Origin of the sequence: Nonomuraea marmarensis (assembly GCF_043197025.1) — a bacterium.
Taxonomy (GTDB): Bacteria; Actinomycetota; Actinomycetes; order Streptosporangiales; family Streptosporangiaceae; genus Nonomuraea; species Nonomuraea marmarensis.
In genome coordinates, this window is record NZ_JBICRM010000003.1 from 40,427 (window position 1) to 57,697 (window position 17,271).

Sequence of the window (17,271 nt, forward strand, 5' to 3'; positions counted from 1 at the left end):
GGAAACGAGAGAAGGGCCGAGGACAGTGTGTACTCGGCCCTCGCGGGAACCCTTGCTACTTGCAGAGTGCGGTGTCGACGGCGGCTTCGATGCGCTTGGCGGCGGGAAGCGTGGTGGCGGGGGCGGTGACGGCGATGGTGGCTGCCCGTCCGTCCTCGGTCACGGCGTTGTCGGTGACGTAACCCGGGGCGTTGCCGCCGTGGGTCCAGGCGGAGCCGCCGCAGCTCAGCTTGATCGAGGCAAGTCCGAGTCCGTAGCGGGCGCCGCCGGTGGCGTCGAAGTTCGGGGCCGCGACGGTGGTCTGCATCTGCTTGAGCTGCTGCGGCTTGAGCAGCTTGCCGTCAAGCAGTGCGATCATGAAGCGGTTGACGTCACCGGGAGTGGCGATGAGCTGGCCGGCCGCCCAGGCCATGGAGGGGTCCTGCTCGGTCACGTCGGTCATGGGGCCGGCGGCGGTCGGGAAGTATCCGTGCGGGTGGCGCTCGCGGATGCTCTGGTCGCCCTTGGCCGGCCAGTAGGTGTGGCGCAGCCCGATCCGCTTGATGATCCTTGTGGTGATCTCCGCACCGACGGGGCGGCCGGTGACCTTCTCGATGATGAGGCCGGCCAGCACGTAATTGGCGTTGCTGTAGCTCCAGCCGGCTCCGGGAGCGAAGAGGGCCCCCTGCGGCAGGGCCGCGTCCAGGAGCTGGCGCGGTTCGAAAGAGGTGTGCTGGACCTTGCCGTAGTCCTGCCCGACGATCTGGACGTCGTAGTCGGCCAGGCCGCTGGTGTGCTGCAGGATCTGACGTACGGTGATCTTCCGGCCGTCGAGGCCCTTGCCGCGGACCAGCTTGGGCAGGTACGTCTCGATGGGCGCGTCGAGGTCGATCTTGCCCTCGCCGACGAGCTGCAGCACGACCGTGGCGGTGAACATCTTGGTGTTGCTGGCGATACGCACCTGGCCGTTGTACGGGACCTTCGCCTTGGTCTTCAGATCCGCCACACCGGAGGTGTAATAGCGGGTCCGCCCATTGGCGTCTCGCACCGTGGCCAGCGCGGCGGGGAACTTGTCGTTCTTGACCAGGCCGTCCAGGCTCCGCTGCACCGCATCGGGGCGGTCGGGCTTCCCGGCGTCGCGCAGCGCGGTCAGCAGGGCCAGCTTGGCCGTTTCTTCGGCGTAGTCCTTGTCAATGGCGATCTGCTGCATGACGCCGGCGCCGGTCGCGGCGCCGGCGGGGGTGGCCGACAGGCCGGCCACGGTGAGCCCGGCCAGAGCGGTCAGTGCCGCCGCCGCCAGGATCCGGCCACGCACTCGGGGAAGGCTGGGGGACGTGAGCTGGGGGAAGATGCGAGACACTGGAGCACTCCTTGGTGGTGGGGGTCCGCTTGGGGACGTCACCAAGCATGTCGGCGAGCGGGTGTCATGATCGCCCCCGCACGCTGGACAGTCCTCGGTAGCGCCTGCTGTACTCCCCCGATCTGCCGCACGACTTCCCGTCCCGCGACAAAGCGAAGGGGCCCAGGTCAGCCGCTGGCTGAGCTGGGCCCTTCGCTTCGGACCGACGGCAGGGTCAGTCCGTCGCCTCCGGCAGGGCACCGTCGACGGAGTGGGCCGGCCGGTAACCGAGCCTGCCGCGGGTGGCGATCAGCACGACGAGAGCCACGGCGATGGAGGCGAACAGGAACGCCTGCGTGGTGTCCTGCTGGGTCAGCCGGGGGAACATCTCAGCCGCGGCGAGCGAGAAGAAGTTGTTGACGCCGGTGTGCAGCAGCATCGCCAGCGGCAGGCTCTCGCCGGTACGGTTGAACACCCACGTCATCACGAAGCTGAAGGCGATCGCGGTGATGATGAACTCCACCGGCTGCTCCCACGTCAGGTGCGGACCGCCCCACTCGGTCAGGAACAGTGGCAGGTGCCAGGCGCCCCACAGCGGGCCGACGATCAGGGTGCCCAGCAGCGGGCCGTAACGGCGCTGCACCAGCGGCATGGCGAAGTCACGCCAGCCGGGCTCCTCGGCGATACCGGTGGTGACCATCTGCAGGATCAGGCCGGGCAGGAACGCGGCCAGCATGGCGACGCTCGGCACCGCCGGGATGGTGCCGCCCAGCGTGGTCAGGGCGACGGTGAGCACGGCGGGCACCCCGACGATGATCGCGACGTACCAGCGCCAGCTGACCCGCCACTTGGCCAGGCGGCCTGCCCAGGCCCGAAGGCCGGGGCGGCCCTGGGCCATCGCGGTGACCACGAACGCCGAGAAGATCGGCCCGAGGTAGGCGCCGGGCAGGACTCCCAGGAGCTGGGTGGTGCCCAGGAGGGCGGGGAAGCCGAAAGGCAGGATGCCCAAACCGTTCTCGGACAGGACGTACGGGGTCCACGCCGCCCAGCTGAGCACGTACGCCATGACAAAGAACCAGGTCAGCGGACGGCGGCGGATCCGGGCCCGCAGGCCGGTCGATTCAACCCCGTCGGGGGTGGTGAGGCGGGGCGGTCCGGCTTGGTCGTGCGGGCCGGTGCTGAGGGGGGCTGGCGAACTCACCGCGGTGTCCCTTCGGTGGTGGCTGGTGTGATGGGTAGATTCCACCAGCCACGACACTCGCGATCATTGCCGCGCACACCCCGACCTGGGGTACAGCAGGCTGTACCGGCACCCCCGACCAGGCCCGGCCGTCAGCCTCGGACGCGCGCGTTCTCCAGGTAGTGCAGGACGGCTGCGACGCGCCGGTCCACCTGGTCGGCGGGAGACAGGTCGAGCTTGGCGAAGATGCTGCGGATGTGCTTGTGGACCGCGCCGTCCGTGACGAAGAGCCGTTCGGCGATGGCGCTGTTGCCCAGTCCTTCGGCCATCAGGGTGAGCACCTCGCGCTCGCGCGGGCTGAGCCGCTCCAGCCGGGTGTCCTGGCGGGAGCGGGTGAAGAGCTGGGCGACGACCTCGGGATCGATGGCGGTGCCCCCGGACGCCACCCTGTGCAGCGCGTCGAGGAACTGCTCCACCCGCCCCACCCGCTCCTTGAGCAGGTAACCCAGACCGCTCACACCGCCGGTGAGCAGTTCCGTGGCGAAGGTCTGCTCGACGTACGCCGACAGTACGAGGACCGCCAGGTCGGGACGGCGGCGCCGAGCCTCGACAGCGGCGCGGATACCTTCGTCGGTGTGCGTCGGCGGCATGCGCACGTCGAGGATGGCCACGTCGGGCTTGTGCTCGTCTATCACCTCCAGCGCCTTGTCCGCGGTGTCCGCGGTGGCCACCACGTCGAGGGACTCGGCGCGCAGCAGCAGGGCGAGCCCCTCCCGCAGCAGCGGGTCGTCCTCGGCAATCACAATCCGCATGGAAGTTCCACCTCGATAGTCGTCGGGCCGCCCGGCGGACTGGCCACGCTGAGCGTTCCGTCATGTGCCGCGATGCGGCGGCGGATGCCGGCGAGCCCGGAGCCGCCGTCCTCGTCCGCGCCGCCCCGGCCGTCGTCCTCGATGCGCAGGAACAGCCGCCGGCCACGGCTGCGGACGGTGACGGCGGCCCGCGTGGCGCCACTGTGCTTGGCGATGTTGGTCAGGGCCTCGGCCACCACGAAGTAGGACGTCGCCTCGACGGAGGCGGCGCACCGCTCCGGCACGTCGACGTCCGTCCGGCAGGGCACCGCGCAGTTCGCGGCCAGTCCGGAGAGTGCGCCGGCCAGCCCCCGGTCGGCCAGCACCGGTGGCAGGATGCTGCGCGCGACGGTGCGCAGCTCGGCCAGCGCCTGTTCGGCGGCGGTATGGGCGCGTTCGAGCAGTTCCTCCGCCGCCGAGGGGTCGCGGGCCACCATGCGGCGCGCCGCACCGAGCAGGACCGTGACCGAGACGAGCCGGTTCTGCGTGCCGTCGTGCAGGGAGCGCTCGATCCGGCGCAGTTCGGTGGCATGCGCGTCCAGGGCGGCGGCCCGCGTGGCGGTGAGCTCCGCGATGCGGAGGGAGAGGTCGGTGTCCGCGCCGGCCGCGAGGTACCGGCGTCCCGGCCATGCCTGCAGCCGTGCCATTGCGGGCGTCAGACCCAGGATGAGGGCGATCCAGCCGATGCCCAGCAGGCTCGCGGCGATGGCGTCCGCCCAGGAGTTCGCGGTACCGAACCCCAGCGACGTGAAGCTCGGGCTTCCTGGCCCGAGCTGCCACCACAACGGGAAGGTGGTGTCCCGCAGGGCGAAGATCGGCAGCAGCACACCGAGGCACCCCAGCAGCAGGCCGAGCGTGACGTGCTGGATCAGCCAGCGCAGTTCGCGGTGGGTGGTCGGGTCGGTCAGGGCCGGCCGCAGCCGGGTCGGCGGCGGATCGGGGGCGGCGATCTCAGGGCCATGGCGTCCGAGCCGGTCGCGTTCGCGCCCGGCCATGGCGTGTAACGCGCGCAGGGTGAAGGGGGCCATCAGGAACCCCACGCCGACCACGCAGGTGAGCGCGGTGACGACCAGCGAGGCCAGGACGAGCAGCGCGAGCAGCGCCGTACCGAGTCCGCCGATGAGCTGCTGAAGAGCGGCGAGCGCGGCGGAAACGGCACGCATGACGGTGTCCCGGCGACCGGTACTCCGGTCGCCGGATGCGGTGTCCCCCTGAATCGCCACCCACTCCTCCTCTGCCGGACGACCTTATGCCGTGCCACCGTACCGGGGCGGTGAACCGCGGAAATACAGCCTGCTGTACCTCAAACCGGACCGCTGACGGGATCGGCCGCGAGGGGGCACGGCCCGTAGCGTCGACGACAACAGCCCAGGCCGGACGGTGGATGTCCGGCAACCCAAGTGGAGGAGAATCCCATGACGTACTCCGATCTTCACCGCCCCGTCGCCGCCGACAGCTCGCCGGCGGCCGGCCGCACGGACGTCCTGCGCATCGTGCTGTGGGTGGTGCTCGCGGTCAGCGCGATCGGCAACACGGTGGCCTCGATCACCGATGCCGGGACCGTCCCCCACCTGGTCTTCGGCGCGCTCTCCGCAGTGAGCGCGATCATCCTGGGCGTACGCTTCCTGCGGGCTCGCCGGTAGACGGTCTCAGTGGTCGTTGCAGCAGTGAATACGGGCCTTCGCCAACTCGACGGGGCTGTTCCACCAGTAGTTCGAGGTGCTCGGGTGGACGGGGACCCGCTCCTTGACCCTGCCGGAGGGCGCCGACTCGGCCTGGTCGGTGCCGGTCGAGGACGGGTACGGCGCGAGGAGTTGCTCGACGGTGTGGTGCCGTCCGCCCACGACGACGGCGGTGACGTTCGCGGCGTCCTCGATGCGAGACAGCGGATCGCCGTCGACGATGGCCAGATCGGCGTACATGCCCTTGCTGATCCGGCCCAGCGGGTGGCCGAGGTAGGTCCCGGACGTACTTGTCGCGGCGGTGAGCGTCTCCAGCGGGGTCAGGCCGTACTTCACCATGGCACCCAGGTTCATGTGCAGGCTGACCCCGAGATGATCGATCGGTGCGTCGGTACCGACGGTGACCACGCCGTCGCCGCGGATCATCGCCACGAGCTGCGCGACCTGGTTGGCCAGGTTCGCCAGGGTCAGCGCGATCGCCGCGGGGTCGGCGGTCTGCGCCGCGGTGGCCGACGCCTGTAGCTGCGCCATCCGCCAGTTCGGGTAGAGCTGGCGGACGCGCTCGTCGGTGACCAGCGAGGTGTCGTCGCGGTAGAGGGCGGTGGAGTTGAACAGGGTGGGGGTGAGTGCGCGCTTGATCTCCTCCGAGATCGGCAGGCTGTTGTGATCGGGGATGACGAACGTCGCGACCATGGTCACCAAGATGACCTCTTTCCATTCCCATGGATTGATGGCGTACATGCCGTCGCTGTCGGGTGAGACGTGCGTGGTCTGGCCACCTGTGCGTTTCCGCCGGAGATCTGCTGTCAGCCGACGGACAGGGGAGAGAGAAGACCGAAGCGTCCCGCCACCCGGACACAGTGTTCCTCCGCCGATCACAAAGGTTCGTCCCGTGCGCGAGTGTAGTGCCGTCGGTGGTCCCCCGGCCGCGTGCCGGCGTCGCGGATGGCGGTGAATGACTCTGCCTTGAGGCGGCCGCTCGCTCAGGGCGTACATGGAGCGACCTGCCTTCCTCGCGCGCAGATCAACGGTCAGACAGCCAGCGGGACAAGCCAGCGATCATTGCGTTAGAGCCATAAGGCTGACGGTTAGCGTGCTGGTAGCCGCGCTGATAGGCGAGGCCGGCGAGGTGGCGGGTGCGGTCGCCAGGTCGTCGTGACCGTCACCCTGGCGCCGCTGGCCGGCGCCATGCGTTCGGCCTCCTGCTCCAGCGGTTCCGGTGGACTCAGCCCGTGAGGTGCGGCGATGCGTACATCCATGCCGAGGATGGCTTCGGTGACGAGCAGCGACCGGGCGACAGTCGCCGCCCGGCAGCCTGAGCACTACGCCGGGGTGATACCACTGGAACGCTGCGGCAGCCGCGACCTGGAACCGGCAGTTGTCCGCGCCGACCTCGTTCACCGCCTGGGCCCAGCGCCAGGAACTGCTGGCCACCAACCCGGCGGCTGGAGCGCCGATGTGTACGGCTTATGAAGCAGTGCAGGTGAACTTTCAGCAGGTGTAGCGCTCATCGAGGTTCGGATTCGAGTATGCGAACGGTCGGCATCCTAATGCGCCGTTGCACGATCGCGGCTTGTGGCGCATATGCACGATGAAGACGTTGTTCTACTGCTGGGTCTTGCGGACCATCAGCACGACGGCGGCGGCGTCGCGGGTGTCGAAGTAGACGAAGCCGGAGCCGCTCTCGCGCTGTCCGCGCATGGTCACGTCGAGGCCGAGGGCGGTGCCGTCGGCCACGGCGGCCTCGAGATCGTTCTCGAATCCGATGTGGAAGACGCCCTCGCCGTGCGTGTCGAGGAAGCGCCGCTGCGGGCAGTCGAGGGCAGGCGGCTGGCAGAGCTGCAGTTGCACGTTGTCGAGGTCGGCGAACTTGTAACGCAGGGCGTGGAAGGCGTCCGGGTCGGGCACCGACAGGCTGGTGTACTCGGTCAGGGGCGGGTAGTCCTGCCACGGTCCGATCCCGAGCGACTCGTAGGAGGCGACACTTCTGTCGAGGTCGTGGACCACGATGCAGATGTGGTGCAGCGTACGAAACAGGGTCTTCGGAGGATTCACCGGACGACCTCCTGGAGGCGTGTTCATGCGGAAACGGCCGACAGCGCGTCGAGGACGCGGACGTTGAACTGGTCGAGATCCAGGGTCGCGCTCCCGGGCGCGGCGAGGTCATAGGTCGGCGGCGCGGTGTCGATGACGTGGTCGAGGGCCTGCCTGACCTTGGTGTGGAGGCCGAGCCCGGCGAGGTCGGGACACCAGGCGAGCAGGTCGACGAGTGCGAGCCAGGCTCCGGTCGGGTTCGAGCGGCGGCTCCCCGTACGGTGCGGCGACGATCCGTGCGCGGGCTCGAACAGGGCGGTCGCACCGCGTCCTGACGGCAGCTCGGGATTGATGGTGGCCGAGCCGCACAAGGCGGGCGACCCGGCGCGGGCGCAGACGATATCGGACAGGATGTCCCCGAAGATCCCCTCGGTGACGATGACTGCGGGCAAGTGACCAGGTTTGACCAGCTCGTACGCGGCCCGGTCGACGTTGACGTCGTCGAAGCGCACCCCGGATTCAGCGGCGGCTTGCCGAGCGATGCGCCGCCACAGCCGGGAGGTGGCGAATACGCTGGCCTTGTCGACGCTGATGGCTCGGCGGCCCGGATGGCGTCGGGCGTGATCGGCCGCGATGTCGAAGACCTCTCGCACGCGGTCGGGCTCGAGCACCATCCTGTCCTCGGCGGCGCGGACGCCGTCGCTCTCAGTCCGCCGGTCGGGGCCGGCGTACGCACCTCCGGTGATGTTACGCACGATGATCACATCCTCGCCGCCCGGCACGCGGACCGTCCGCACGCTGACGCGTAGGTCGAACAGGTGCCGCAGCTCGATCAACGCGGCTTCGGGGTTCGGGCATTGCTCGGCGGTGACGCCGGGGTGGGTGCCGACGGCGCCGGACAGGATGACGTCGGCGTCGCGGCAGGCTTGGACGGTCTGCGCAGGAAGGATCGACCCGGTCCGCGCCCAGCCTGTGCTCCCGTACGGCCATGGGCCAGTGAGGCGAACGGGGACGCCGTCGCGTTCGAGGCGCCGGAGGAAGGCGACGGGGCCCTCGAGGATCTCGGTGCCGATCCCGTCGCCGGGCAGGAGTGCGATGGTCGTCATGGCAGCAGCAGGCTCCGTGTCTGGGTGGTCATGATCACGGCGGCCCTGTCCGGGCCGACGTGTCGCTGCAGTTCGTGCAGCCAGGGGGCGACGGCCGCCGCGGGCGGTGGGTGGTGGGCGTGGCCGAGGTCGCCGCCGAAGACGAGTAGCGACGTGGGATAGGCGCGGGTGAGCGTGAGGCTGGCGTGTGCCAGGTCGCCGAGCAGGTCAGGCAGGATGCCGAGTTCGAGGTGCGCGTCGAGGTCGCGCAGCGCGCGGGACGACTCCTCGTTCCAGCCGAGGAACGCCATCTTCGGGTGGTTGACGAGCAGCCGGCGCACGCCCCGCAGGCGCGCCTGGGTGAACAGCACGACGGTCTCCCTCGCGGACAGGTGTCCGCTGGCCAGCAGCAGGTCGTGCGCGGCAACCACGTCGAGGATGTCGAACCATTCCGGCCGCAGGGTTCCGTCGTCGCCGACCACGTCCACGGGGCGCAACTCGAAGCCGCGGTGCACGGACAGTTCCGGGGAGGACGCGCCGGCCTTGTGGGTGCGCGAGGAGACGGTCGGCATCCAGACGACCCGGCCGCCGAGGCGGGCGGCTACTTCGACGGCATCGGGATTGGCGCCGCCGACGGGGCTGTTGAGCACCACGCCGCCGTATACGCCGTCTCCCGCGGCCGCGGCGCGTTCCACGGTGCTGCCTTCGTGGGCCTTGAGCACGACGGCGCCGAACCCGGCCGCGCGTTCGGCAACGATGGTGGCGCGGTCGTCGCCGTGGCGGGGGAGGAGACTGGGGGAGGCGTGCGCGTGCAGGTCCGTCATATCGACGGCCCACTCGGGAAGCACGGCCCGCTCGGGAAGGGGCGTGGTCATGTGAGTTCGACCCATTCGAGTATGGGCTGGTCGGTGAGCAGCCGGCGCTGGACCTTGCCGGCGGCGGCGTCACGCGGCAGGGCTGAGACCCGGGCGACCGCGACGGGCCGCATGAACGCCGGCAGGTCAGCCAGGCGCGCTGTCAGCCGCTCCAACGGGAGTGGATCGGCGACGACGTAGAGGACGACCTCCTCGTCGACGAGAGCGCCCTTGCGTTTCCACACCGCGAGGTCGGCGATGCCCGCCACGGAAGACAGACGGTTCTCCACGTACGGTATCGGCACGAACTCGCCCTTGACGCGGATCGACTCGGCGGCGCGTTCGAGGAACACCAGGCCGTCGCCGCCTACACGGCCGAGGTCTCCGGTGTCGAACCAGCCGTCCGCGTCACGTGCCGGGTCGAGCCCGGCCTCGGTGACGTAGCCGTCGAACAAGGCCGCGTGCTCGCGTTCACGGACGAAGATCGTTCCGCTGCCGTCGAGCCGCCACTCGATGTCGTCGCGGCCGGGCCCGCCGTGCCGCCCGGCGTCCTGGGAGATGTCGTCTGCTGCAGCCCAGCACCGCAGGTGCGACACCCCGCCGGCCTCGGTGGAACCGTAGCCGGACACCGCCGCCGGGATGGAGAACCTGCGCAGGAACTCGGCATCGGCGTAGAACATCGAGCGGACGCGATGTCCGGCCGCGTCGGCTTCCGTGGTGGCGCGCTTGAGTATCTCCACCGGGGGAGCGTGCAGGATGAGTACGCTGACCTGCTCGCGCACCACGGCGGCCCAGAAACCGCGTGCGGAGAACCGGCCGGTGGTGAGCGCGTCCGCGCCGGTGAGCAGGGCGGTGATGACGCCGTACCCCATCGGGTTGATGTGGAACAGCGGCAGGGGCGCCAGTACTCGGTCGGCCGGGCCGAGGTCCAGCGCGCCTGCCATGGCCGCGGCCAGACGTTGGAAGTAGTCGTGACTCTGCGCGCAGAACTTCGGCAGCCCGGTGGTACCGGACGTGTGCATGTACGAGGCGATCGCGAAGCGGTCGGCGTCCAGCCCGGGCATGGTCGTGGCGTCGGTGCGGTCGCTCGTCCGTGCGAGGGGCATTGCGTCGGCCCTCAGCACCAGGTCGGGCGCGAGCGGGGTGAGCATGCGGGTGACCAACTCGTCGGGATAGGTCGGGTTGACGAGCGCGACCGGGGTGCCGGCCAGCACGCACGCCAGCCAGGTGATCAGGTAGTCGGTCGAGGTGGGCGCCACGAGCGCGACTCGGCGGCCCGGCCGAAGCCCGTCACTGAGCAGGCTTCGCGCCCGCCCGGCGGCCAGCGCGACCGCCTCGGCCAGTGTGACCTGGTCATCGACGGTCCCGAGCCGGAGCCCCGGTCTGGTGGCGGCCCGCTCGACGATCGCACGAGCCAGGTTCGCGACCGGGGTCATGCCAGGCCCTCGTGGCCGGGGTCGTTCAGGACCCGCCGGGCGATGTAGTTGCGCATGATCTCGTTCGAGCCGCCCGCGACCTTGAGGACCTTGATGTCGTGCAGGATGTCGGTGTAAGGCGTGTCGAAGTACAGCCCGTGCCCGCCGACCAGGCTGTAGGCGGTGTCGGACGCCTGTTCGGCGGCAGTGATCGCCAGGCGCTTGGCCGTGGTGGTGCGTAGGGCGACGTCCTCGCCGCGCTCACCGGCCAGGGCGGCGTCGTCGCGTGCCAGCGAGGCGGCCTGCAGGGCCGTCCAGGCGTCGGCGACCATCCACTGGATGCCCTGGAAACCGGTCACCGTCGTGTCGCCGACCTCGCGGGTGGTGGCGTAGCGGAGGCCCAGTTCGAGAGCGCGGCGGCCGAGGCCGATCAGCTCGGAGGCGTTGCCGAGCCGGCTGATGTTGAACGTGGACAGGAACGTCCGAAGCCCGGCGCCCGCCGGCCCCAACCGTGCCGAGTCAGGCACCCGGACCCGGTCGAACTCGACATCGGCGGTGCGGATCAGCCGCAGGCCCACGGGGTCGGTGACGGCGGTCGTGATGCCGGGCAGGCTCATGTCGACGAGGAAGCTGGTCAGCCCCTCCTCGGCGATGGCGTAGAACAGCGTCACGTCGCAGTCCGCGCCCAGGTTGACATGTGTCTTGCTGCCGGTCAGCAGCCAGTCGCCGCCGTCCCGGACTGCCGTCGACTTCATGGCCTTGAACGAGGAGCCGGCGTTCTTCTCGCTGATCGACTCGGAGAACACGGCCTCGCCGGTGGCGATCCCGCGCAGCCAGCGGTCCTTCTGCTCTTCGGTGCCCCAGTTCAGCAGCCAGCGCTGCCCCTGGGCGGCGATCTGCCCGGAGACCAGCCCGTGCCGGCCGACTTCCTCGCTGATGACGACGTACTCGGCGATGCCGCCGCCGAGCCCGCCGTACTCGACGGGCACCAGCGGCCCGAGGTAGCCGAGCCTGCCCAACTCGGTGTAGAGCTCTTTGGGGAAGCGCCCGTCACGGTTCGCGGCGTCCAGCTCCTTGCGGTGGCGTTCGCCGAAGGCGGCCAGGTCGGCGGCGGCCGTCTCGATCCAGGCGGCCTTCGCCGCGTCGGTGCACAGCGTCGGATACATCAGCTCTCCTTTCGTCGGCGGGGTAGAGACCACATCTGCCGGACCCGTTCGATCTCCACGGCCCGGTCCCACGCGTCCGGGCCCGACACGGTCCGGCGCGGGGTCGCGGCGAGGGCTAGGTTCACGCCCGCGCCGACCGCGGGTCCGTTGACCGCCGCCTCCACGCGGGCCGTGCCCATCAGAACACCAGCCCGACCTGGCCTGTGCCCGCCGCCGTGGCGAACCGCTCCAGCCTCAGGGCGGTCGTGTCCAGGCTCGTGATGGCGCCCCGTACGACCTGCTCGGCGACGAGCCGCCCGATCTCCGGCGCCTGCATCAGGCCGTGGCCGGAGAAGCCGCAGGCGTTGATCCAGGTCGGCGCGGCGGGGTCAGAGCCGAGGACGCCGTGCCGGTCCGGGGTGTTCTCGTACGTGCCCGCCCAGCAGGCGGCCCGATCGAGCGGCAGCTCGGCGAGCCAGGGGAACCGCCCGCAAGCCAGTTCGAGCACCGCCTCCATCCATGGCCAGTCGACGGTCACGTCGTAGCCGTCCGCCTGGTCCGGCCGCGCCGCGCCGAACAGCAGCCGCGGCCCCTCGCTCCGGACGAACACTCCCGATCCGAGGTCGATGGTCATGGGCAGCGTCGAGGACAGCCCGCCCGGGGCGGTCGCGTACACGTTGCGCCGGGTATGCACGACCGGCACGGTCAGGCCCGCCAGGGCGGCCAGCTCACCCGCCCAGCCGCCCGCGGCGTTGACGAGGTGCTGCGCTCGGACTGTGCGACCGCCCGCGGTGACGTCCCAGCCGCCGGTGGCGTCGTGGCGGTCGACGGCGGCGACCCGGTGCCGGAAGAACACCTGCGCGCCGGCGGCACGGGCCAGGTCCAGGTACGCGCTCGTCGCCAGGTGCGGATCGACGACACCGTCGGCCGGGCCCCAGGTGGCGCCCGCGATGCCCGCCGCGTCGAAGGGCGTGACCCGCCCGGCCGCCGCTACATCGAGTACCTCTACGGGCACCCCGTGCCGGCGCTGCTCCTCGACCGCGGCCAACTGGGCCTCCAACGCGGCGTCCGGCACCAGCAGCAGGTAGCCGTTGGGCCGGTAGCCGACGTCGACGCCGTGGTCGTCGGGGAATGATCGGTACTGGCGGATGCTCCGCCAGGACATCTCGATGTTGAGCGGATCCGCCCACTGCCCGCGGATCGAGGCAAAAGAGCGGCCGGTGCTTCCTTCGGCGGGTCCGCCGAGCGCGTCGACGACGATCACCCGAAGGCCCGCCCGAGCCAGCCGGCAGGCGCTGCTGGCGCCTATAACGCCGGCGCCGACGACGAGCACGTCCGTGTCGAGGGCCTCGCCCATGTGGGCCTCCCGTTGCTGCGTCTGGTGCGGTGAACCCGACGCTAAGCGCGGTGCCGGACGAGGGCTTCGGCGCGGGTGCGGAAGAACAGGCGCGTATTCCGACGAAACGTAGAAGGCGTCTTGTCGGCCGTTAGCGAACCTCGCGGCGGTAGGCCGCGAGCCGCAACGCGAAGTGCAGGTCGTCCCGGCCTGGGCCACTCCTGAGGTTGACCCCGGTCAGCGCCTCGATGCGGTCGAGCCGGTAGTAGAGGGTGGTGCGGTGGATGTGGAGCGCGGCCGCGGTCTTAGCGATGTCGCCGCCGTGGTCGAGCATCGCCCTCGCGGTCATCATGAGGTCCGGCCGGGCCTGCCCGGCCAGAACGTCCGCGCCGGGATGGACGTCGGCGATCGACAGATCAGGCGGTGCGGCCACTATGAGGCGCCACGCGCCGAGCGCGTCCCAGGACGGCTGGGCGAGCGCCGCCCCGGCACGCAGTGCCTGCAGCGTCACTGCGGCCCGCTCAACGGCGACATGCAGATCCACCAGCGGCACGGGCGATCCGCTGGTGGCGGTGGTCCACGCCGGAGGATCGACGTGGGCGCTCATCCCGCTCCGCAGCTTCCAGCCGCCCGATGCCGCCGGAGCCTGCACGGCGATGGTGGCGGACGGGTCGAGCCGCTCCAGGATGATCAGTTCGCGCGCCGCGTTGTCGTCGGAGCCCGCCTCCAGCCGGGCGAGCAGCCTGTCCCGCCGCTGGTCACGGTCCTCCTCTTCCAGCGATCGCGCCAGCCACGTCGCGGCCAGTTCGGCACAGGCGACGATCCGCGGTAGATCCGCCTCGGTGACGAGCCCGTCGCCGTTGAGCACCCAGAGGTAGCCGAGCAGATCCCGTCCCGCACGCAAGGGGACGCACCAGCGCGGCAGCATATCGGCCTCGGGCACGGCGGGCGTGTGTACCGGGCCCTGTGCGCGTGGCAGCCCAAGCTGGATCACGACCGCGGCGGCGGCCGGCGTGACCTCGCGCTGCATGATGGTATGCAGCCGCGTGCCGTCGACCTCGCCCTGCGGACTCCACCACAGCGGGCGGTGGCGGGCGTCCTCGACCAGCACGGGGTGTGCCAACGACGCCGCCAGGTCGTCGACGGCAGCCTGCACCTCCGCCGAGGCGGTCACGGTATTCGCCCCTTGGTCTGGTCTCCGGATCTCCTCCTACCCGACAGATCGTAGGAGAGCCGGGAGAGAGATTCCACGACGGCGCCGAAGCCGTTGGCCGCCGCCGCTGCTTACGGTGCCGATGTCCACGTCGAAGCGACTTTCCGGAGCCATCACCATGACTGCTCTCACCGGCAGGACGGCGCTGTTCCCCATCGGTCCCACAGCCCCTCGTGGCTACGCCGCAGGCTCGCCCGAGCGCACGAGTACCGCGAAAGCGCTGGACGATATCCGCGCTGCCGGCTGTGACGTCCCCAATCTCATCGGCGGCGGTGTGGTGCGCACTGGTCGGCTCATGCCCGTGGTGACACCGCATGAGCACGCCTACCGGCTGGGGCAGGTGCACCGTGCCGGCCAGGAGGAGACGATCCGGGCGATCGAGGCCGCCACCGCCGCCTCCGCGTGGTGGGGCCGGCTGCCCTGGGAGGACCGTGCCGCGCCGTTCCTGCGGGCTGCGGACATGCTGGAGCACGGCCCTTGGCGTGACCGGCTCAACGCCGCGACCATGTTGGAGTTGTCGAAGACCACCTACCAGGCCGACATCGACGCCGCCTGTGAGACCGTCGACTTCATCCGGGCCAATGTCAAAAACATGCTCGACATGTACGACGTTCAGCCGGGATCCCTGCCGGGCATGTGGAATCAGGCGGAATACCGCCCACTCGAAGGCTTCGTCTTCGCGGTCACCCCGTTCAACTTCACCTGCATGAACAACCTGGCCTTCGCGCCCGCCGTGCTCGGCAACACCGTCGTCTGGAAGCCGGCGGAAAGCGCGTCACTGGTCGCGCACATGTCCATGGAGCTGCTGCGGGAAGCGGGGCTGCCGGATGGGGTGATCAACGTCGTCTACGGCGACGGTCCCGAGATCGGCGCGGTCGCGCTCGGCCATCGCGATCTAGCGGCGGTGCACTTCACCGGTTCCACCGCGACGTTCCAGCACATATGGCACACGGTTGGGGCGAATGTCGCGTCGTACCGGAACTATCCGCGCCTCATCGGCGAGACCGGCGGCAAGGACTTCATCCTCGCCCACCCGTCGGCCGACCTCGACGCTCTCGCCGTCGCGTGCGTCCGCGGCGCGTACGAGTACCAGGGGCAGAAATGCTCGGCCGCATCCCGGCTCTACGCGCCCCGCAGCCTCTGGCCGGCGCTCAAGGAGCGCCTGATCGCGCTCACTGAGTCGGTCGTCGTTGGGGACCCGACCGACCCCGAGACGTTCGTGGGCGCGGTGATCAACGCCCGTCAGCATGCCAAGCACGCCGAAGCACTGGCCCGTGCCCGCGCCGAGAAACTGGTCGTCGTCGGCGGCCGAACCGACGACTCCCTGGGCTGGTTCGTCGACCCCACCGTTCTAGAGGTCGACGATCCCACCTCGCCCTTCATGACTCAGGAGCTGTTCGCTCCGGTGCTGACCACCTACGTCTACGACGACTCCGCGTGGGCCCAGGTACTGCGCCTGGTCGACGAGTCCACGTCGTACGGCCTCACTGGAGCGGTCTTCGCCGCCGACCCCGCCGCGGTTATGCAGGCCGAGCACGCGCTGCGCTATACCGCAGGCAACTTCTACGTCAACGACAAGCCCACCGGCTCCGTCGTCGGCCAGCAGCCGTTCGGCGGTGCGAGGGCGTCGGGCACCAACGACAAGGCCGGTACCGTCTGGAACCTGATCCGCTTTTCCAGCCCCCGATCCATCAAGCGCAACCACCTCCCCGCCACCGACTACCGTTACCCGCACCTCGAACCGTGACGCGGTCCCCGTCATCCCCTGGGTGACCTGGTAGGCGATCGTTGCGTCCGCGACAAGCGGTGGCCGCAAGGCGCAGCGTCGTCTACTCCCCCTTGTGGTGTACGCCGCCCAGCGCCGGCCGAGGCGCTCGCGGCGGACGGCGCGCTGACGCCGTTCGTGGGGCAAGCCAGGCAGGGGGCGCTCGACGCGGCCACGACCGTCATGGCGCGGGGATGACACACACGACGGCTACGTGCTCGGTGCGTGCTCGTACGCCCTGTCACACGCCGTCAGGATCCGGCACTGGGAGACATGGAAAGTGCGCGGAGGCGGCATGAACAACCACCAAACGGCACAGTGCGACACTTGAGGATCTTGCTTCTAATCCGACGGTCGCAGGTTCGAATCCTGCAGGGCACTTTGATCATGGCCTGACCTGCGGCGATGCGGGATCGGATGGGTTCTAGAATTCTCATCTGGCGTTTGCGTGCTCCGTGCGTGCTCGCGTGCACCAACCCTGCACACACCAAGATCCATTCGCTGTCTCCGGGTGCTGCGGGAAGGGCGGCGGCCCCGCCTCGCCGGGAGAAGGCGGCGAGTGCGGGGCCGGATGCTTAATCCGACTGTCGGCTTCTCAGCGAGATGAGTTTCCCGGATTCGCCCTGGTCTTCGTCGCCGAAGAGCAGGGCCGCGGTCTTTTCGGCCGCGGCCGTGGCCACCTGGGGGTAGACGGAGGTGTAGGTGTCGGCGGTGAAGGCGCTGGAGGTATGGCCCAGCGTCTCCTGGACCACTTTCATCTCCACCCCGGCCGCCAGCATCAGCGAAGCGGCCCCGTGGCGGAGATCGTGAAGGCGGATGGGTGGCAGGCCGGCGAGGTAGGCGAGCCAGAGGAATTGGTCGGAGACGTGCTGGGGATGCAGCCGGGTGCCGTCGGGCTGGGTGAAGACGAACCCGGAGTCGGTCCAGGCTTCGCTCATCGCCAGGCGCTCCTGGAGTTGCTGCTGCCGATGGGCACGCAGCACCTGAGCGGTGTCGGCATCTGCCAGGGCGGTCAGTATGTGATCCTGCGCCGTAACAGTGAGGGCCGCCGCGAGGAGACGGCACGCGGGCTTCGAAGCCGGGCCCTCGCGGTGTGGCTCGAGCTTCTCGCCAAGCATCACAAGACCTGTCACAGTTACAGCGACCAGGCGGAAGATCCACAAGTGCCGTAACAAACGAACCTGATCATAAGACTCAGCTGGTGGGCCCGCTGAACTCTCCAGCGGGCCCACCATGCGCACTGTCCTCCTGTACGGCCCTTAGGCCGCTACAGCTCTGCTGGGACGGCTTCGTCCGCCTCGCTGCAGACGTCATGTCCCCTGACGGTCGTGAGCAGGCCGTCGTCGGCGTATCCCAACAGCACACGCACACCGCGAAGCGGCACCACGTAACG

Annotated in this window: 16 protein-coding genes; 2 read left to right on the forward strand and 14 right to left on the reverse strand. The window is 70.0% G+C overall.

Going from position 1 to position 17,271, the window contains the following annotated elements:
- Positions 1 to 55: 55 nt before the first annotated feature.
- The 4 genes from ACFLIM_RS05610 to ACFLIM_RS05625 all read right to left on the reverse strand — a co-directional run bounded on the left by ACFLIM_RS05610 (position 56) and on the right by ACFLIM_RS05625 (position 4,512).
- Positions 56 to 1,339, reverse strand: coding sequence for a serine hydrolase domain-containing protein (locus tag ACFLIM_RS05610; RefSeq protein WP_393162611.1), 1,284 nt, complete (start codon positions 1,337 to 1,339; stop codon positions 56 to 58).
- Positions 1,340 to 1,553: 214 nt separating this feature from the next.
- Positions 1,554 to 2,519 carry a CPBP family intramembrane glutamic endopeptidase gene (locus tag ACFLIM_RS05615; protein WP_393162613.1) on the reverse strand — a complete coding sequence of 322 codons (966 nt, stop codon included), beginning with the start codon at positions 2,517 to 2,519 and terminating at the stop codon, positions 1,554 to 1,556.
- 131 nt (positions 2,520 to 2,650) lie between these two features.
- On the reverse strand, positions 2,651 to 3,310 hold the full coding sequence (locus tag ACFLIM_RS05620; RefSeq protein ID WP_393162615.1) for a response regulator transcription factor: 660 nt from the start codon (positions 3,308 to 3,310) through the stop codon (positions 2,651 to 2,653).
- A complete protein-coding gene (locus ACFLIM_RS05625) occupies positions 3,298 to 4,512 on the reverse strand; it encodes a sensor histidine kinase (protein WP_393162617.1) in 1,215 nt (404 codons plus the stop codon). Before ACFLIM_RS05625 ends, ACFLIM_RS05620 begins: the two co-directional genes overlap by 13 nt.
- 252 nt (positions 4,513 to 4,764) lie before the next feature.
- Between ACFLIM_RS05625 and ACFLIM_RS05630 the strand changes: the two genes are divergently transcribed.
- Positions 4,765 to 4,992, forward strand: coding sequence for a hypothetical protein (locus tag ACFLIM_RS05630; RefSeq protein WP_393162619.1), 228 nt, complete (start codon positions 4,765 to 4,767; stop codon positions 4,990 to 4,992).
- Positions 4,993 to 4,998: 6 nt separating this feature from the next.
- Here the strand turns inward: ACFLIM_RS05630 and ACFLIM_RS05635 are convergent, their stop codons facing one another.
- The 9 genes from ACFLIM_RS05635 to ACFLIM_RS05675 all read right to left on the reverse strand — a co-directional run bounded on the left by ACFLIM_RS05635 (position 4,999) and on the right by ACFLIM_RS05675 (position 14,074).
- The gene (locus ACFLIM_RS05635) at positions 4,999 to 5,724 is read right to left on the reverse strand and encodes an amidohydrolase family protein (protein ID WP_393163286.1); all 726 of its coding nucleotides are present in this window, start codon (positions 5,722 to 5,724) and stop codon (positions 4,999 to 5,001) included.
- Positions 5,725 to 6,636: 912 nt separating this feature from the next.
- Positions 6,637 to 7,086, reverse strand: coding sequence for a VOC family protein (locus ACFLIM_RS05640; RefSeq protein WP_393162621.1), 450 nt, complete (start codon positions 7,084 to 7,086; stop codon positions 6,637 to 6,639).
- A 23-nt stretch (positions 7,087 to 7,109) separates the two neighbouring features.
- Positions 7,110 to 8,171 (reverse strand): isocitrate/isopropylmalate family dehydrogenase, encoded by a 1,062-nt coding sequence (locus ACFLIM_RS05645; protein ID WP_393162623.1) that lies wholly within the window; start codon positions 8,169 to 8,171, stop codon positions 7,110 to 7,112.
- Positions 8,168 to 9,025: a DUF6282 family protein gene (locus ACFLIM_RS05650; protein WP_393162625.1), complete on the reverse strand. Its 858-nt coding sequence runs from the start codon at positions 9,023 to 9,025 to the stop codon at positions 8,168 to 8,170. Before ACFLIM_RS05650 ends, ACFLIM_RS05645 begins: the two co-directional genes overlap by 4 nt.
- Complete coding sequence (locus ACFLIM_RS05655; protein ID WP_393162627.1) at positions 9,022 to 10,440, reverse strand: class I adenylate-forming enzyme family protein; 1,419 nt, start codon at positions 10,438 to 10,440, stop codon at positions 9,022 to 9,024. Before ACFLIM_RS05655 ends, ACFLIM_RS05650 begins: the two co-directional genes overlap by 4 nt.
- Positions 10,437 to 11,585, reverse strand: coding sequence for an acyl-CoA dehydrogenase family protein (locus ACFLIM_RS05660; RefSeq protein WP_393162629.1), 1,149 nt, complete (start codon positions 11,583 to 11,585; stop codon positions 10,437 to 10,439). The genes ACFLIM_RS05655 and ACFLIM_RS05660 overlap by 4 nt, the downstream gene beginning before the upstream one ends.
- A complete protein-coding gene (locus ACFLIM_RS05665; protein WP_393162631.1) occupies positions 11,585 to 11,764 on the reverse strand; it encodes a hypothetical protein in 180 nt (59 codons plus the stop codon). The genes ACFLIM_RS05660 and ACFLIM_RS05665 overlap by 1 nt, the downstream gene beginning before the upstream one ends.
- Entirely contained in the window at positions 11,764 to 12,921 is a 1,158-nt protein-coding gene (locus ACFLIM_RS05670; protein ID WP_393162633.1) for an NAD(P)/FAD-dependent oxidoreductase, read from the reverse strand. The genes ACFLIM_RS05665 and ACFLIM_RS05670 overlap by 1 nt, the downstream gene beginning before the upstream one ends.
- A gap of 130 nt (positions 12,922 to 13,051) precedes the next feature.
- On the reverse strand, positions 13,052 to 14,074 hold the full coding sequence (locus tag ACFLIM_RS05675) for a PucR family transcriptional regulator (RefSeq protein WP_393162635.1): 1,023 nt from the start codon (positions 14,072 to 14,074) through the stop codon (positions 13,052 to 13,054).
- A gap of 157 nt (positions 14,075 to 14,231) precedes the next feature.
- Here ACFLIM_RS05675 and pruA point away from each other — a divergent pair, with 157 nt between their 5' ends.
- A complete protein-coding gene (gene pruA, locus ACFLIM_RS05680; protein ID WP_393162637.1) occupies positions 14,232 to 15,860 on the forward strand; it encodes an L-glutamate gamma-semialdehyde dehydrogenase in 1,629 nt (542 codons plus the stop codon).
- Between the two features lie 593 nt (positions 15,861 to 16,453).
- Here pruA and ACFLIM_RS05685 read toward each other — a convergent pair.
- Complete coding sequence (locus ACFLIM_RS05685) at positions 16,454 to 16,996, reverse strand: tyrosine-type recombinase/integrase (protein WP_393162639.1); 543 nt, start codon at positions 16,994 to 16,996, stop codon at positions 16,454 to 16,456.
- Between the last annotated feature and the right edge of the window lie 275 nt (positions 16,997 to 17,271).

Excerpts from the sequence above, each read along its gene's own strand:
- ACFLIM_RS05620 (WP_393162615.1), bottom strand. The coding sequence starts at position 3,310 with ATGCGGATTGTGATTGCCGAGGACGACCCGCTGCTGCGGGAGGGGCTC.
- ACFLIM_RS05625 (WP_393162617.1), bottom strand. The coding sequence starts at position 4,512 with ATGCGTGCCGTTTCCGCCGCGCTCGCCGCTCTTCAGCAGCTCATCGGC.
- ACFLIM_RS05630 (WP_393162619.1), top strand. The coding sequence starts at position 4,765 with ATGACGTACTCCGATCTTCACCGCCCCGTCGCCGCCGACAGCTCGCCG.
- ACFLIM_RS05635 (WP_393163286.1), bottom strand. The coding sequence starts at position 5,724 with ATGGTCGCGACGTTCGTCATCCCCGATCACAACAGCCTGCCGATCTCG.
- ACFLIM_RS05645 (WP_393162623.1), bottom strand. The coding sequence starts at position 8,171 with ATGACGACCATCGCACTCCTGCCCGGCGACGGGATCGGCACCGAGATC.
- ACFLIM_RS05650 (WP_393162625.1), bottom strand. The coding sequence starts at position 9,025 with ATGACCACGCCCCTTCCCGAGCGGGCCGTGCTTCCCGAGTGGGCCGTC.
- ACFLIM_RS05655 (WP_393162627.1), bottom strand. The coding sequence starts at position 10,440 with ATGACCCCGGTCGCGAACCTGGCTCGTGCGATCGTCGAGCGGGCCGCC.
- ACFLIM_RS05660 (WP_393162629.1), bottom strand. The coding sequence starts at position 11,585 with ATGTATCCGACGCTGTGCACCGACGCGGCGAAGGCCGCCTGGATCGAG.
- ACFLIM_RS05665 (WP_393162631.1), bottom strand. The coding sequence starts at position 11,764 with ATGGGCACGGCCCGCGTGGAGGCGGCGGTCAACGGACCCGCGGTCGGC.
- ACFLIM_RS05670 (WP_393162633.1), bottom strand. The coding sequence starts at position 12,921 with ATGGGCGAGGCCCTCGACACGGACGTGCTCGTCGTCGGCGCCGGCGTT.
- pruA (WP_393162637.1), top strand. The coding sequence starts at position 14,232 with ATGACTGCTCTCACCGGCAGGACGGCGCTGTTCCCCATCGGTCCCACA.
- ACFLIM_RS05685 (WP_393162639.1), bottom strand. The coding sequence starts at position 16,996 with ATGCTTGGCGAGAAGCTCGAGCCACACCGCGAGGGCCCGGCTTCGAAG.